This is a genomic window from Pseudomonas sp. CAU 1711, assembly GCF_039888625.1.
Taxonomy (GTDB): domain Bacteria; phylum Pseudomonadota; class Gammaproteobacteria; order Pseudomonadales; family Pseudomonadaceae; genus Aquipseudomonas.
In genome coordinates, this window is the sequence record NZ_JBDQQT010000020.1 from 54,717 (window position 1) to 70,445 (window position 15,729).

The window sequence follows — 15,729 nt, forward strand, 5'->3', positions numbered from 1 at the left end:
CCTGCCCAGCGGGCGCTGACGCCCCGTATCCGCCGACGCAGGCGACGCCTTAGCGCCAGCTGCCCCCCTCCCGGTGCGCCGGCAGGGCCCATGGCCATCGTATACACTGCTGGAGCGCCCCCGGTTTTGGCCCAGCCCCATGACGTACCCCACCCACCGTCTGCTGATCGCCGCCCTGCTCTGCCTGCTACCGGCCCTGGCGCCGGCGGAGGAGCGCGTGCTGCGCCTGCTGGCCTGGCCCGGCTATGCCGATGCCGACCTGGTGCAACAATTCGAGCGGCGCCACAAGGCACGGGTGGAGGTGACCCTGGTCGGCAGCGACGATATGCTGCGGCGCAAGCTGGCCACCAACAACGGCGGAAACTTCGACCTGATCGCCGCCAATACCGCCGAGATCGAGAACTATATCCAGCAACAGCTGCTGCAGCCGCTGGACCCGCGCCGCATTGCCAACACCACCCGCCAGCTCTGGCGCTTTCGCGACTACCCGAAGATTCCCGGCATCACCACGGACGGCAAGGTCTACGCCATCCCCTACACCTATTCGGAGATGGGCCTGATCTACGATCGCACGCAGTTCACCAGCCCTCCCGACTCCATCACCAGCCTGTGGGATCCGCGCCTGCAGGGCCGTGTCCTGGCCTATAACGGCAGCAGCCACAACTTTTCCCTGGCCAGCCAGGCCCGCGGCCGCGACCCCTTCCGCATCGCCGCCGGCGATTTTCCGCTGATCGCCGAACAGCTGATCGCCCTGCGGCGCAACGTGCTGACCTTCTACAACCTGCCGGAGGAAGCCGCGGCGCTGTTTCGCGAGCACAAGGCGGCGCTGCTCTGGGCCAACTATGGCCGCCAGCAGCTCAAGCAACTGCGCGATGCCGGCGCCGATGTCGGCTATGCCATCCCCCGCGAAGGCGCCCTCGCCTGGCTCGACTGCTGGGCGATCAGCCGCGGCGCCCGCGACCTGGCGCTGGCCGAGGCCTGGATCGACTTCAGCCTGGAGCCGCCGATGAGTCGCGCCCTGGTGGAGCGCCAGGGCCTGTCCAACACCCTGCAGGAGGCGGACAGCCTGGACGTGTCGGGCCGCCTGATCTGGCTACGCCCGGTGGAGGACGCCGAGCGGCGGGCCCGTCTGTGGGAACGCATCTACTCCGGCGAACGCCCGCCGCTGGCGGAGGCACCATGAGATTCGGCATAGCCGCCAAGCTGGCCTGCCTGCTCGCCCTGTTCGGCGTGCTGGTGTGCGGCCTGACCGGCTACTACTCCTATGCCAGCAGCCGCAGCCTGATTCTCAAGGCCGCCGAACGCGACCTGCTGACCTCCACCCAGGTCCTCAGCCGCAACCTGCGCAACAGCATCGACACCAGCTCCCGCGATGTACGCCTGCTGGCGCGGATCGCCAGCGAGCGGAATCTGGCCGGCGCAGTCGGCGCCCCGTTGCGCGCGCACATCGAGAGCGACCTGGCCCAGCTGTTCCAGGCCCTGATGCGGGTGCATCCGCACTACCTGCAGGTGCGCCTGATCAGCGCCGCCGGCCATGGCCTCGAACAGGTGCGGGTGGACCGCGACGGCGAACGACCGATCCAGGTGCAGGACGGCGATCTGCAGGAGAAGGGCCACTTCCCCTACGTGTTCGAGACCCTGCTCCTGGCACCGGACAAGGTGCGCCTGTCGCCCATCTCGATCAATCGCGAACTGGGCGCCCACTCGGGCCTGGGCAAGCCGACCCTGCGGGTGTCCAGCCCGGTGTTCGGTGACGGCGGGCGGGTGTATGGCCTGGTGGTGATCAATATCGACCTCGACCAGCTGTTCGACCAGTTGCGCAGCGACCTGCCGCAGCACTATCAGGTCTACCTGAGCAACCGTTGGGGCGACCTGCTGATACACCCGGACCCACGGCGTACCTTCGGCTTCGAGCAAGGTCAGCGCCGCTTCCTGCAGGACGAGTTCGCCGAGGTGGGCCGATTGCTGCAGGGCGCTACGGAGAACGGCCTGATCGGCCGCAGCCGGGCCGCCGAGCGCAGCCAGATTGCCGCCTTCGTGCGCCTGGAGCTTGAGGCCGGTACGGCGGAGCGTTTCGTGGTGCTCGGCCTCGGCCAGACGGAGAGCCAGGTGCTGGCGGAAAGCACCCAGCTCGGCCGGCGCATCGCCCAGGTGGTGCTGCTGGCCAGCCTGCTGGCGGTGCTGCTGGCGATAGTCGCCTCGCGCGCCATGACCCGCCCGCTGAAGAGCATCAACCTGGCCGTGCGCCAGTTCGCCAGCGAGCGCCACAGCGGCCCGCTGCCGGTGCAGCGCCAGGACGAACTGGGCGAGCTGGCGCGCAGCGTCGAGCAGATGCAGGAGGACATCCGCGACCAGCTCGAAGCCCTCAACCAGAGCCATCAGGCCCTGGAACACCTGGCCCGCCACGACGCCCTGACCGGCCTGCCCAACCGGCGCATGTTCTTCGAGCGCCTGGAACACGCCCTGGCCAGCGCCCGGCGCAGCGCCAAGCCCCTGGCCGTGCTGTTCGTCGACCTGGACCATTTCAAGGAGCTCAACGACAGCCTCGGCCACAGCCTGGGCGACCATGTGCTGCAGGCGGTGGCCAATCTGCTGCGCTCGGCCACCCGCGAGAGCGACACGGTGGCGCGCCTGGGCGGCGACGAGTTCGTCGTGCTGCTCGAACAGATGGAAGAGCCGCAGCAGGTCGTCAGCGTGGTGCACAAGCTGCATGAGCGCTTCCAGCTGCCCATGCTGATCGACGGCCACGAGGTACATATACAGGCCAGCATGGGCGTCAGCCTGTTCCCCCGCGACGGCGACGACATCGAAGCGCTGCTGCAACAGGCCGACCGCGCCATGTACATGGCCAAGGAGGCCGGACGCAACACCTTCAGCTTCGAGGCCGGAACGCCGCGCTGACGACTATGCTTGCGCTATGACTCCACCGGGGAACAGAGCCTTGATTGCACTGCTGGTCTGCGACGACTCCGCCATGGCGCGCAAGCAACTGATCCGCGCCCTGCCTCCCGAATGGCCGGTGAACATCACCCAGGCCAGCCAGGGCGAAGAGGCCATGGCCGCGATTCGCCAGGGCCTGGGCGAGGTCGTGCTGCTCGACCTGACGATGCCGGTGATGGACGGCTACCAGGTGCTGGCCAAGGTGCGCGAGGAGGGGCACAGCTGCCGCATCCTGGTGGTGTCCGGCGACGTGCAGGAGGAGGCGCGGCGACGCGTGGTCGAACTCGGCGCGCTGGGCTTCATTCGCAAGCCGGCGCCGGCCGAGGAACTGCGCGCCACCCTCGACGAGCTGGGCCTGCTGCGGGCCGAACCGGCGACGACCGAGACGCAGCCCGCCGACAAGCCCGAGATCAAGGTGGGCTTTCGCGATGCCCTGCGCGAGGTCACCAACGTGGCCATGGGCCGCGCCGCCGCCCTGCTGGCGGAGGAGCTGGGCGTGTTCGTGCGGCTGCCGATCCCCACCGTCGACCTGTTCGAGGCCAGCGAGCTGCACATGGCCCTGGCCGACGCCAACCGCGGCGACAGCCTCAGCGCGGTATGCCAGGGTTTCATCGGCGAGGCCATCGCCGGCGAGGCGCTGCTGCTGTTCCATGACTCGGAAGTGGCCGATATCGCCCACCTGATCGGCGTGCGCCCGGGCGACGACACGGCCACCTCGGAGATGCTCCTGGACCTGGCCAGCATCCTGATCGGCGCCTGCCTGACCGGCATCGCCGAGCAGTTGGATATCCGCTTCTCCCAGGGCCATCCGCAACTGCTCGGCGAGCACGCGCGCAGCATCGACGAGCTGATCCAGTTCAATCGCGCGCGCTGGCGCCAGACCCTGGCGGTGGAGATCAGCTACGGCCTGGAGGGCCACGCCGTGCACTTCGACCTGTTGCTGCTGTTCACCGAGAGCTCGGTGCCGCGCCTGACCGCCAAGATCCAGTACCTGATGGAGTGAGCCATGGCCGAACGCGCACAGATTGACCTGCAGGAACTGCACTGGCTGCTGGACATCGTCCAGTGCCTGGACGTCGGCGTGCTGGTGATGGACCGCAACTTCCGCATCGAGGTGTGGAACAGCTTCATGGAGAACCACTCGGGCCTGGGCGCCGACCAGGTGCAGGGGCGCAGCCTGTTCCAGCTGTTCCCGGAGATCGACCGCGTGTGGCTGGAGCGCAAGGTCGGCAGCGTGCTGCGCCTGGGCACCCGCGCCTTCAGCCTGTGGCAGCAGCGCCCCTATCTGCTGCGCTTCGAGACCTACCGGCCGATCACCGGGCAGTCCGACTTCATGTACCAGAACCTCAGCATCATGCCGCTGGCCGCCACCGCCGGCCAGGTCGAGCATGTCTGCCTGGTGATCTACGACGTCACCGAGGCGGCCGAGGCGCAGCTGCGCCGGGGCTAGTTCTCCCCCCTCTCCCTCCGGGAGAGGGGCCGGGGCGGCCCGCGCAGGGGCGAGGGACGGCCCAGGCAACTGGGAACTGCTCCCCAAAGCGAACAAGCCGTCGCGACGGCCCCTCCCCTACTTCTTCTTCGGCCGCGGCTTCTCGCCCAGCTTCGGCACGGCGCGCACCGCCTTGACCTTAGGCTTGCCGGTGTCTTCCTCGAACCAGTTGCCCATGTGAATCCTGCCCTTGGCAGCGGCGCCCGGGATCACCTTGACCTTGGGCTTCTTCGGCTTCTTCAGGATCGCGCCGCCGGGTGCGGTCTGCGGCACCCGGTGATCCGGCTCGAAGCCAGGCTCGTCCTCGCGGCGGATGACCTGGCCGATCAGCGTCTCGATGGCCGCCAGCAGCTCCACCTCGTCGGCGCACACCAGCGACACCGCCTCGCCCGTGGCCCCGGCGCGGCCGGTACGGCCGATGCGGTGCACGTAGTCCTCGGCGACGATGGGCAGGTCGAGGTTGACCACCCGCGGCAGCTCGCTGATGTCCAGGCCGCGCGCGGCCACGTCGGTGGCCACCAGCACCCGCACCTCGCCGGCCTTGAAGCGCTGCAGGGCGCGCAAGCGCGAGGGTTGCGGCTTGTCGCCATGGATCGAGTCGGTGGCGATACCCTCGGCGAGCAGCAACTGCTCCAGCTCGTCGACGCCCTTGCGGGTCTTGCCGAACACCAGCAGCTGATCCCAGCCACGCTCGCGATACAGGTGCAGCAGCAGCTCGCTCTTGCGCTTCTTGTCCACCGTCACCAGCCACTGCTTGACGCTCTTGGCCGCCGCGTTGCGCGGGCTGACCTCGATCGACAGCGGATCGCGCAGCAGCTCCCCGGCCATCTGGCGGATGGCGTCGGAGAAGGTGGCGGAGAACAGCAGGGTCTGGCGCTTCTTCGGCAGGGCGCTGAACAGCTCGTCCAGCTCGCGGGCGAAGCCCAGGTCGAGCATGCGGTCGGCCTCGTCCAGCACCAGCGCCTGCAGCTGGTCGAAACGCAGCGCATTCTGCCGGTACAGATCGAGCAGGCGACCCGGGGTGGCCACCAGCAGGTCGATGCCCTTGCGCAGCTTCATCATCTGCGGGTTGATGCTGACCCCGCCGTACACCGCGTAGGTGCGCAGCGGCAGGTTCTGCGCATACTGCTGCACCGCCTGCTGCACCTGCTCGGCCAGCTCGCGGGTCGGCACCAGCACCAGGGCGCGCACCGAATTGCTCGCCACCTGGCCACCCTCCAGCACCAGTTTCTGCAGCAGCGGCAGGGCGAAACCGGCGGTCTTGCCGGTGCCGGTCTGCGCCGCGGCGAGCACGTCGCGGCCCTTGAGCACGGCGGGAATGGCCTGCTTCTGCACCGGCGTCGGCTCGCGGTAGTCGAGCGTATCGAGGGTGCGCAGCAGGGGTTCGATCAGGCCGAGGGCGGCGAAGGACATGGCGAAGCAACCGGAAGAATACGAGGCGCACAGTTTACCCGCCCGGGCTTATGATGCGTGCATGCAGCTGATCGACACCCACACCCACCTGGACTTTCCCGAGTTCGACGCCGACCGCGCCGAGCTGCTGGCGCGCAGCCGCGACCTGGGCGTGCAGCGCCTGGTGGTGCTCGGCGTATACCGCGACAACTGGCAGCGCCTGTGGCAGCTGTGCCAGACGCAGAGCGATCTGTATGCCGCCTTCGGCCTGCACCCGGTCTATCTGCAGCAGCATCTCCCCGGGCATCTACAGGAGCTGCGCGCCTGGCTGCAGCGCCTGGCCGGGCATCCGCAGCTGTGCGCGGTCGGCGAGTTCGGCCTGGACTACTTCGTCGAGACTCTGGATCGCCAGCGCCAGCAGGCGCTGTTCGAGGCCCAGCTGGAACTGGCGGTGGAGTTCGAGCTGCCCGCCCTGCTGCATGTGCGCCGCGCCCATGCCGCCACCATCGCCAGCCTGAAGCGCTTTCGCCCGCCGCGCGGCGGCATCATCCACGCCTTCGCCGGCAGCTACGAGGAGGCCCGCGAGTACCTGCGCCTGGGCTTCAAGCTGGGCCTCGGCGGCGCGCCGACCTGGCCGCAGGCCCTGCGCCTGCGCAAGGTGGTGGCGCGGCTGCCGGCCGAGGCCATAGTGCTGGAGACCGACTCGCCGGACATGGCCCCGGCCATGTATCCGGGCCTGCGCAACAGCCCCGAGCACCTGCCGGCGATCTGCGCGGCCCTGGCCGAACTGCGCGGCGAGACGCCCGAGCAGCTGGCCGAGCACAGCAGCCGCAACGCCGCCGAGCTGTTCGGCTGGGCTTGAGCCCCTCGCTCCGGGAGAGGGTTGGCGCCGCCCGCGCAAGACTGCGAGTAGCCTAGGAGTCCCTCACCCCCGGCCCCTCTCCCGGAGGGAGAGGGGAGTAGAGCCCTATCCCTCCGATCGCCGCAGCAGAAACAACAAGGCCCGCCGAATGGCGGGCCTTGGGCATTGCTTGGGACAGATCAGACGCGGAAGGCGCTGATCAGCTCCTTGAGGCGCGCCACCTGGTCGGACAGCTCGCGGCTGGCCTGCTCGGTCTGCACCGCGCCTTCGGCGGTACGCTCGCCGGCCTGGTTGATCTCGACGATGTTCATGTCGATGTCGTGGGCCACGGCGGTCTGCTGCTCGGCGGCGGCGGCGATCTGCTGGTTCTGGTCGACGATCATGCCGACCGCGCCGAGGATGTTCTCCAGCGCCTGCTGCACCTGGGCCGACTGGCCGACGGTGCTCTCGACCATCTGGTGGCTGCCGTTCATGGCGGTCACCGTGGCGCCCACGCCGCTCTGCAGGCGACCGATCATCTGCTCGATCTCCTCGGTGGACTGGTGGGTGCGCTTGGCCAGGTTGCGTACCTCGTCGGCCACCACGGCGAAGCCACGGCCCTGCTCGCCGGCGCGCGCCGCCTCGATGGCGGCGTTGAGCGCCAGCAGGTTGGTCTGCCCGGCGATGCCCTTGATCACGTCCAGCACCTGGCTGATCGAGGCGCTGTCGGCGGCCAGCTGGTTGATCACCGCCACCGACTGGTCGATCTCGTTGGCCAGGCGCTGGATGCTGCCGACCTGCGACTCGACCAGGGCGCGGCCGCTGACGGTCTCGTCGTTGACGCTCTGCGCGCTGCCCACCGCGGCGGCGGCGCTGCGCGCCACCTCCTGGGCGGTGGCGGACATCTGGTTCATCGCCGTGGCGACCTGCTCGATCTGCCCGCGCTGGGCGCTCACCGCCTGGCTGCTCTCGCCGGACACCAGTTCGACGCGATCGGCCTGGCGCTCGACCTCGATCACCGTCTGGCCGACCAGCTCGATCAGGTCGCGGATCTTCGCCACCGTACCGTTGAACACCTGACCCAGCTCGCCCAATTCGTCGCGGCTGCGCACGTTGACACTCACCGTCATGTCGCCAGCGGCCACCTGGCCCAGGGTCTTGCCGAAGCCCTTGAGGGTGGCGCGGGTGGACACGTAGAAGCCGCCGTAGAGGTAGCCGATGGCGAGGAACAGCAGCACCAGGGCCGCCACCAGCAGCACCATCTGCGTGCGTTTCTGCTCCAGGCGCTGGCCCAGGTCGCGCTCGAGGAAGTCGAGCACGGCCTCGTTCAGCGCGTAGGTCTTGTCGATGGCGGCGCTGGTCTGGTCGTAGAAGCCCTTCCAGGGCGCATCCAGGGTATCGGCCATGAGCAGTTGCTCTTCCAGCACCGCGGCGTTCTCGGTCAGGGTGCTGCGGCTGGCCTCGGCCAGATCGCCCAAGCTGCGCTTGGCCTGGGCATTGCTCTCCAGCGCGCTGTGCAGCTTGAAGCCGTACTCGGTGTGCAACTTCTCCAGCTGCAGCAGCAGTTCGTCCAGCTTGCTGCTGTCGGAAGAACCGAGGATGCCCTGACCCAGGGAGTAGGAGCCCAGGGCACGGCCCTTGGCGATGGTGCGGGTCACCGGCAGGGTGACGCTGGTCAGCAGCTCGCTCATCTGCCGCACGCTCAGCTCGCTGTCCTGGCTGAGGCCGGACTGGCTGGCGACGAACTTGATGAACAGCTCGGAATTGTCCAGTGCCTGGGTCACCAGGCCGGCCTTGCTGCGCAGGGCGGACTCGGCCTCGACCGCATCCAGCGCCTTCCTGATGGCATCGCGCTGCGCGTTGAACTCCTCGACGGCCTGGGCATCGCCGCTGCTCGACTCGAGCCCGTCGAGGGTCGCCTTCACGCCCTTCACCAGCGGGTCGATCAGGCCGACCAGTTGCTCGGACTGACCGGACTGCCCCAGCACGGCGTAGATCTCGTAGAGGTCGGTGAGGCGCTCCAGCTCCTGGCGCATCTGCATGCCCTGCTTGAGCTGCGCGAGGCTCTGCAACTCGGTACGGGTGTCGACGAAGGCGTCGTAGGACTCGCGCACCAGGAAATAGTTGGTCACCAGCATGGGCAGGAAGAACAGCACACTGATCAGGCTGAACTTCATGCCGAAGCTCAAGCGGTTCATCAGGGCGATGGCAGGGTACAACACGCTATTCACTAGACGTCTCCTGTTGCCATTATTCTTGTATGCCAGCCGAAAGCGGGCTGGTCTATTGAACGGCAAGGCAGTGGTAATTCCAATTCTAGCGGGGATGGCCAGTGGCCAGACTCAGGTCCCCCATGAGCCTATATACCGGATATCGGCGCCAGCCTCTGTAACTTAAGGTTAAGAATGCGCACACCCCTTCGTCTGGGCATCGACCTGGGCGGCAGCAAGACTGAAATCATAGCCCTGGACGGCGCCGACGAGCGCTTGCGCCGACGCCTGCCCACGCCACAGGGCGATTACGCCGCCACCCTGCGCACCATCGCCCGCCTGGTGCATGAGGCCGAGGCCAGCCTGGGCGCCCGCGGCAGCCTCGGCATCGGTATCCCCGGGACCCGCTCGCCAGACCACGGGCGCATCAAGAACGCCAACTCCACCTGCCTGATCGGCCAGGACCTGCAGGGCGACCTGGAGGCCCTGCTGCAGCGCCCGGTGCGCCTGGCCAACGATGCCGACTGCTTCGCCCTGTCCGAGGCCACGGACGGCGCCGGCGCCGGCGCCGCCAGCGTGTTCGGGGTGATACTCGGCACCGGCGTGGGCGGCGGCATCGTGATCCACGGCCGCCTGCTGGCCGGTCCCAATGCCATCGCCGGCGAATGGGGCCATAACGCCCTGCCCTGGCGCAGCCCGGCCGATGGCCCGAGGCGGCGCTGCTACTGCGGCCTGGACGACTGCATCGAGACCTTCCTCAGCGGCCCCGGCTGGGCCGCCCGCGCCGACCTGGGGTTGAACGCCGCGCAACTGGCCGAGGCCGCCCGGCGCGCCGAGCCGGGCGCCGCCCGGGCCGTGCAGCGTTATTGCGAACAGCTGGCGCGCGCCCTGGCCTCGGTGATCAACCTGCTGGACCCGGAAGTGGTGGTGCTGGGCGGTGGGCTGTCGAATATCCCGGCGCTCTATGAGCAGGTACCGCCGCTGTTGCCACGCCACGTATTCTCGGACCAAGTGAATACCCGCCTGGTGCAGGCCAGGCATGGCGACTCCAGCGGTGTGCGCGGCGCCGCCTGGCTGTGGCCCTAGCGGAGCGAGCTCTGCTCGCGAAGCGCTACAGCAACAGAATCCATAAGGCGAAGGCCGCATACCAGAGCACCGCGGCACGGATCAGCAGCTGCCACAGCTCGTCCAGGCTGCCGACCCCGGCCTCGCCCGGCTGCGGCTCGGGTAACTCGCCGGCGGCGCGCCCGGCACTGGCCACCAGGCGCGCGGCGGCGATATCCCAGGCTAGCAGGTCGTGCAGCACGGCGCGGCTGACCGCGGCGAAGTTACCGACCAGGGCGAAGCTGGCCGCCAGCACCCGCACCGGCAGCCAGTCCAGGGCATGCCGCAGCTGTGCCGCGCGCTCGCGCACGCCCGCCTGGCTCGCCTGCTCGGCGCTCAGCGCCAGCAGACGATAGGCCAGCGCCGGCAAGGGCCCGAGCAGGGCGTACCAGAAGATCACCGCGAAGAAGCCCTGGTAGGCCTGCCACAGCTCGTAGTCCTGGACCCGCTCCAGCAGCTCGGCCTCGCCGTCGGCGGCCAGGCCCAGGTCACGCTCGGCCACGTGCAGCGCGGCCTGCTCGTCACCGCGCCGCCAGGCATCGCGGAACGGCCCCAGGGCGACCAGCACATCGCCACGCCCCAGGCTGTAGACCAGCACCAGCAGATGCACGGGCAACGCCAGCCAGCCATAGGCCAGCGGCTCCAGCGCCAGCAGGAGCAGACCGAGCAGCAGCGTCGGCAGCAGCACGGCCAGCCCCAGCGCCAGCCAGGGCGAGCCGCCCTCGACCCTGGCCAGCCAGCCGAGCCAGGGGCCATCCCGTTGGATGCGCCGGCGCCCAGCGGAAAACTTCTCCACCCAGAGCACCAGTAGAAGCACGAGAAAACTCATCTACCGCTCTCCTTGCAGGGCCGCGCGCAGGCGCGCCCAGTCGAAACAGGGGCCCGGGTCGGTCTTGCGCCCGGGGGCGATGTCGCTATGGCCGCAGATGCGCGCCGCACTCATCTGAGGATAGGCCCGCAGCAGCTCTTCGCTCAGCTCGGCCAGGGCACGGTACTGCGCATCGCTGAAGGGCAGATCGTCGGTGCCCTCCAGCTCGATGCCGAGCGAGAAGTCGTTGCAGTTCTCGCGCCCCTCGAACGACGAGACCCCGGCATGCCAGGCCCGCGCATTGCAGGAGACGAACTGGGTGACGGCACCGTCGCGCTCGATGAGGAAATGCGCCGACACCCTGAGCTGGGCGATATCGGCGAAATAGGGGTGCTCGTCGACCGGCAGGCGGTTCTGGAAGAACTGCTGCACCTTGCCGGTGCCGAACTGCCCGGGCGGCAGGCTGATGTTGTGGAGCACCAGCAGGGACACCTCGCCCTGGGGCCGCTCGTTGAAATTCGGCGAGGGGCAGTGACGCGCTCCGTCACACCAGCCGCTGGCAGGATCCAGCCGCATTGCAGACTCCTTGTGGACTGCCCGTCACTCTAGGGTCTGTGGCCGCTGCGGCGCAAGCGCATGGTCAGCACGCCAAGGAAAACGCCCGGCAAGAAGGTGTCTTGAGAGCGCTCCCCTCTCCCGCCGGGAGAGGGGCTGGGGGTGAGGGACTATCGCCTACTCGTTGCCTGGCCCTCACCCCGGCCCTCTCCCAGAGGGAGAGGGAGAACAACAGCTACGGCGCCGACTCAGGCGCCCTTGAGCTTGCGCAGATTGCCAATCACCGACTCCAGCGCGCGGTCGAACAGCAGGGCGTCGTCCAGCAGACGCACGGCCCCACGGCGGAACTCCACCGCCAGCCCCGTGCGACTCCTCTCCAGCACCTTCATGCCGGTGCGGTTGACGAAGATGAACTTGCCGGTCGGCTTGATCACCGCCGCCAGCTTGCAACGCAACTTGTGCTCCTCGTCTTCCTGGATCTCCACCCAGCTGCCGACACGCAGGCCGTCCACCTTCTGCAGCGTCTCGTCGTCGTCCGGCAGATTGGCCTCGGGTTCGGCTGGGCGGCTCTCGCCCGGCGCCAGCAGGACGATCTCCTCGACCACCTCTACCATGGCCGGCGCCTCGGGTTCGGGCTCGGCCGGCGGCAACTCGAGCAGCGGCGCCTCGACCGGCAGCGGCACCACCTCGCCCTCTTTGCGGGCCTCGGCCAGCTGCGACACGGCGGGTTCGGCGGCGGGCTCCGGCATGGCGCGCTTGAAGCGCTGGAAGACCTGCACATGCACGGCCTCCAGTTTGCTGAAGAACTCGCTGGTGACGAAGGGGTCGATGGCCGCCCCGGCCAGGCCGTCGCGCAACGCCTTGAGCAGACTCGGGACCAGTTCCAGCAGGCGCAGGCGATCCTCGGCCGACTCGTGCGGCTCCACGCTCCAGACCAGGTCATCCATCACCGCCAGGGCCGCGCGCCACTCCGCCGACTCGCCGCCATGCTTGAGGCAGGTCAGCTGCAGCACCTTGCTCCAACCCTCCTGCAGCAGACGCACCACCACTTCCGGCAAAGTCTTGCCCAGCAGGCGCTCGTTCAGCGCCTGCTCCACCTGCAGGCGCGCCAGCTCGGCCTTGGCCCGGCCCTCCTCGGCATCGCGGGTGCGCTGCTCCAGCAGCTCGCTGCGACGCTTCTCGTCGCCGGTGAAGGCGGTGAACTCGGCCAGCACCTCGGAGAAGATCGCCGGATCGTCGGTGAAGTCGTTGAGCAGGCGCTGTACCACCTGCTCGATGCGCTGGTACAGGGCATCGCGCTGCTCGTCGCCCTGGGCGCTCCAGCCCAGCGCGGCCGAAGCGATCTCGTTGAGCAGGCGTCGCGCGGGGTGGCTGCCGCGGCTGAAGAAGGTCTTGTCCAGCACCGCGACCTTGAGCATGGGAATCTGCAGGCGGCCGATCAGCGCCTTGAGCGAGTCCGGCAGGGTACGGTCGTCGAGAATGAACTCGAAGAGCATGGCGACCAGGTTGATCACATCCTCGTCGACCTCGCCGACCACCCGCGCCTTGCCGCTCTTGGCGCTGGCGCGGGTCAGCAGGTGGTCGAGCTGGTGACGCAGGTCGTAGTCGTCGCTACGCGCCACGCCATTGGGCAGGTGTTGCTGCAGATGGGAGAGCAGGCGCATCAGGTCGTTGCTGGAGATCGGCACGGCGCCCACCGGCACCTCGCGGCGCGGCAGCACCTCGGAGCCACGCACCTGCGCCAGCAGCTCCTGCAGCGCACCGAAAGCCTCCTGCACGCCCTCGTCGGCATATGTCTCGCCAGGCTGCACGCCCGCCGCGGCACTAGCCGGCGCTCCGGCCGATCGAGCCGACTGGCGGCGCACCGGCGGAGCCGACTTCAGTTCGGGCAGCACCCCGGCCTCGACCAGTTGCTGATTGGCGTTGGCATAGAGCTGGTCGAGCTCGGACAACACATAACGCTCGAACAACTTGAGAATGATCAGTTTGACGCGAATCTCCACGCCGAGCCCGGCGCAGCATTCGAGGAACTGCTCGCACAGCACCCGCGGGCCCAGCGGATTGGTCTTGTCCTCGAGCTTCTTGCTGATCACCGCATTGAAACGGGTGGTCAGATGCCCCAGGGCGCCCCCCGCGCGGTTGAGCACCCGCGAGACCATGGCGTCCAGCGCCACCGACTCCTCCAGCACGTCGTCCTGCACCAGCGACAGGCTCTCGAAGGGCACGCTGGCCTGCAGCACCGGCGCGGCGCCGATCTCGTACTGGTTGAGGGTATTGAAACTCTCGAACACCCGCTGCAGGAAGCCGCGCTCGATGCTCTTGCGCTTCAGGCGCAGGTCGCGCATGGCCTCGAAGAAGGCATTCTGCTCGGTATTGCTGGCGGCGCGGTCGGCCATCTCGAACAGGGTGTCGTCCGCATTGTCGAACAGGCCCTGCATGGCCTGCTTGAGCTGCTGGGCAGCTTTGTCGCGCACTTGAGTGAGGGCCACGGGAAGCCTTCCTGCCGGCGAAGTTGGCGAATGCTCGGGGGCAAGCTTGTTCAGCTGCACCACTTTCGCGTCGGTCTGCATTGCATGTCTCCCGCGAATTGCCAAATCGGGGCAACCCGCTGCGAACGGCTGAGCGTCATCCGTGACGTCAAACAGATGGCGTCAAATTGACCAGTGCCATCAGTATAGGGGGAGGCGCAGCTTGACCAATTACCGCCTTTCGCCGACTTGATCCAGATCACACTGCGAGCAAACCGGCTTACGAACGGTCATGCACGACCGACGTGCTGCCTAGGGTCTAGCAGAAAGCGACGACACCTGCACCGCGTCCCGGCAATCCCTATAATCGCGCCACCAGAATGCGGAGGCCGACATGCCCAACCTCACCCTCGCCGAGCTCGGCGCCGAAATCGAAGCCAACGTGCGCACCGCCCTGCGCGAGGACGTCGGCAGCGGCGACATCACCGCCCAGCTGATCCCCGCCGGCCGCCTGGCCCACGCCCGGGTGATCACCCGCGAGGCGGCGGTGATCTGCGGCACCGCCTGGGTCGACGCCGTGTTCCGCCATCTCGACCCCAGGGTGGCCGTGCACTGGCATGTGCGCGATGGCGAAGAGGCCCTCGGCGATCAAGTCCTGTTCGAACTGGAAGGCCCGGCCCGCGCCCTGCTCAGCGGCGAGCGCAGCGCCCTCAACTTCCTGCAGACCCTGTCCGCCGTGGCCACCCGCTGCCGCCACTTCGCCAATCTGGTGGAAGGCACGGGCGTGAAGCTGCTCGACACCCGCAAGACCCTGCCCGGCCTGCGCCTGGCGCAGAAGTACGCGGTCACCCAAGGCGGCTGCCACAACCACCGAATCGGCCTGTACGATGCCTTCCTGATCAAGGAAAACCATATCGCCGCCTGCGGCGGCATCGCCCAGGCCATCGCCACCGCCCACGGCATCGCCCCCGGCAAACCGGTGGAAGTCGAAGTGGAAAGCCTGGACGAACTGCGCGAAGCACTGGAGGCCGGCGCCGACATCGTCATGCTCGACGAGCTGAGCCTGGACGACATGCGCAGCGCAGTCGCACTGACGGCAGGCCGCGCCAAGCTGGAAGCCTCCGGCGGCATCAACGAAAGCACCCTGCGCAGCATCGCTGAAACCGGCGTCGACTACATCTCCATCGGCAGTCTGACCAAGGACGTCAAGGCCATCGACCTGTCGATGCGGTTGAGCCTATAAATGGGGTAGAACCCAGGCCATATTCAATGAGCTGATTCGCCTGGGCGTTTGGCATGAGGCCAACCCGGTTGCCAACTTGCGACAGCTCCGCGTCGATGAAACCGAGCTTACCTATCTCACCCTGGAAGAGTGCCGCCTCGTTCTGGCCGAGTGTGCCGCCTCGACCAATAGCCACACCCTGCCTGTCGCCAAGCTGTGCTTAGCAACGGGAGCCCGTTGGGATGAAGCCGAATCCATCACCCGAGCCCAGCTCACTAACGGTCAGGCTCGATTCGCCAGGACAAAGAATGGTCGCGTCCGCTCGATCCCCATTCCCGAGGATCTGCAGCGCCTGCTGTCGGAGAGGGGCTACCCAGGATCGGGCCGCCTGTTCAGCTCCTGCCGATCGGCATTCCGTAAAGCCTATGAGCGCACCGGACTCCACACACCCGGCCAGCTAACCCACATCCTGCGGCACACCTTCGCCAGCCACTACATGATGCAAGGCGGGAACATCCTCACCCTGCAGCGCATCCTGGGGCATGGAGACATCAAAATGACTATGCGCTATTCCCACCTAGGGAAATTCTGAAGAAGACTTCCCGAATCTGGTGAAATACGCCGATCCCGTTGCCCGAGTTTCCCGATGAAGCAGATGACCTTCGCCGATGCCGAGTACGCCGGTAAGCGCAAGCAGACC

At 68.0% G+C, this 15,729-nt stretch carries 12 protein-coding genes and 1 pseudogene; 8 read left to right on the forward strand and 5 right to left on the reverse strand.

Translation table 11 applies throughout. The features are described from left to right. The first annotated feature begins 139 nt into the window (after positions 1–139). Genes AAFN46_RS19355 through AAFN46_RS19370 form a run of 4 tightly spaced genes read left to right on the forward strand, consistent with a single transcriptional unit; the run spans position 140 to position 4,390 of the window. Positions 140–1,183: an extracellular solute-binding protein gene (locus tag AAFN46_RS19355; protein ID WP_347810331.1), complete on the forward strand. Its 1,044-nt coding sequence runs from the start codon at positions 140–142 to the stop codon at positions 1,181–1,183. Beyond that, on the forward strand, positions 1,180–2,901 hold the full coding sequence (locus AAFN46_RS19360) for a GGDEF domain-containing protein (RefSeq protein ID WP_347810332.1): 1,722 nt from the start codon (positions 1,180–1,182) through the stop codon (positions 2,899–2,901). Before AAFN46_RS19355 ends, AAFN46_RS19360 begins: the two co-directional genes overlap by 4 nt. A 40-nt stretch (positions 2,902–2,941) precedes the next feature. After that, positions 2,942–3,943: a response regulator gene (locus AAFN46_RS19365; RefSeq protein WP_347810333.1), complete on the forward strand. Its 1,002-nt coding sequence runs from the start codon at positions 2,942–2,944 to the stop codon at positions 3,941–3,943. A 3-nt stretch (positions 3,944–3,946) separates the two neighbouring features. After that, positions 3,947–4,390 carry a PAS domain-containing protein gene (locus tag AAFN46_RS19370; RefSeq protein WP_347810334.1) on the forward strand — a complete coding sequence of 148 codons (444 nt, stop codon included), beginning with the start codon at positions 3,947–3,949 and terminating at the stop codon, positions 4,388–4,390. A 117-nt stretch (positions 4,391–4,507) separates the two neighbouring features. Here AAFN46_RS19370 and AAFN46_RS19375 read toward each other — a convergent pair whose 3' ends face one another. Beyond that, positions 4,508–5,842 (reverse strand): DEAD/DEAH box helicase, encoded by a 1,335-nt coding sequence (locus AAFN46_RS19375; RefSeq protein ID WP_347810335.1) that lies wholly within the window; start codon positions 5,840–5,842, stop codon positions 4,508–4,510. Positions 5,843–5,903: 61 nt separating this feature from the next. On the opposite strand from AAFN46_RS19375, the gene AAFN46_RS19380 reads away from it, so the two are divergent. Beyond that, entirely contained in the window at positions 5,904–6,683 is a 780-nt protein-coding gene (locus AAFN46_RS19380; RefSeq protein ID WP_347810336.1) for a TatD family hydrolase, read from the forward strand. Positions 6,684–6,862: 179 nt separating this feature from the next. Here the strand turns inward: AAFN46_RS19380 and AAFN46_RS19385 are convergent, their stop codons facing one another. Next, complete coding sequence (locus tag AAFN46_RS19385; protein ID WP_347810337.1) at positions 6,863–8,893, reverse strand: methyl-accepting chemotaxis protein; 2,031 nt, start codon at positions 8,891–8,893, stop codon at positions 6,863–6,865. A gap of 174 nt (positions 8,894–9,067) precedes the next feature. Between AAFN46_RS19385 and AAFN46_RS19390 the strand changes: the two genes are divergently transcribed. Then, positions 9,068–9,958, forward strand: coding sequence for an ROK family protein (locus AAFN46_RS19390; RefSeq protein ID WP_347810338.1), 891 nt, complete (start codon positions 9,068–9,070; stop codon positions 9,956–9,958). Between the two features lie 25 nt (positions 9,959–9,983). Here AAFN46_RS19390 and ampE read toward each other — a convergent pair whose 3' ends face one another. The 3 genes from ampE to AAFN46_RS19405 all read right to left on the reverse strand — a co-directional run bounded on the left by ampE (position 9,984) and on the right by AAFN46_RS19405 (position 13,909). Further along, positions 9,984–10,805, reverse strand: a complete 822-nt coding sequence (gene ampE / locus AAFN46_RS19395; RefSeq protein WP_347810339.1) for a regulatory signaling modulator protein AmpE — start codon at positions 10,803–10,805, stop codon at positions 9,984–9,986. Continuing rightward, the gene (gene ampD, locus AAFN46_RS19400) at positions 10,806–11,360 is read right to left on the reverse strand and encodes a 1,6-anhydro-N-acetylmuramyl-L-alanine amidase AmpD (protein ID WP_347810340.1); all 555 of its coding nucleotides are present in this window, start codon (positions 11,358–11,360) and stop codon (positions 10,806–10,808) included. Between the two features lie 227 nt (positions 11,361–11,587). Next, complete coding sequence (locus AAFN46_RS19405) at positions 11,588–13,909, reverse strand: DUF1631 domain-containing protein (protein WP_347810341.1); 2,322 nt, start codon at positions 13,907–13,909, stop codon at positions 11,588–11,590. Positions 13,910–14,201: 292 nt separating this feature from the next. Between AAFN46_RS19405 and nadC the strand changes: the two genes are divergently transcribed. Continuing rightward, the gene (gene nadC, locus AAFN46_RS19410) at positions 14,202–15,050 is read left to right on the forward strand and encodes a carboxylating nicotinate-nucleotide diphosphorylase (RefSeq protein WP_347810342.1); all 849 of its coding nucleotides are present in this window, start codon (positions 14,202–14,204) and stop codon (positions 15,048–15,050) included. Positions 15,051–15,066: 16 nt separating this feature from the next. Next, positions 15,067–15,609, forward strand: a pseudogene (locus AAFN46_RS19415) (tyrosine-type recombinase/integrase); the annotation flags it as partial. Between the last annotated feature and the right edge of the window lie 120 nt (positions 15,610–15,729).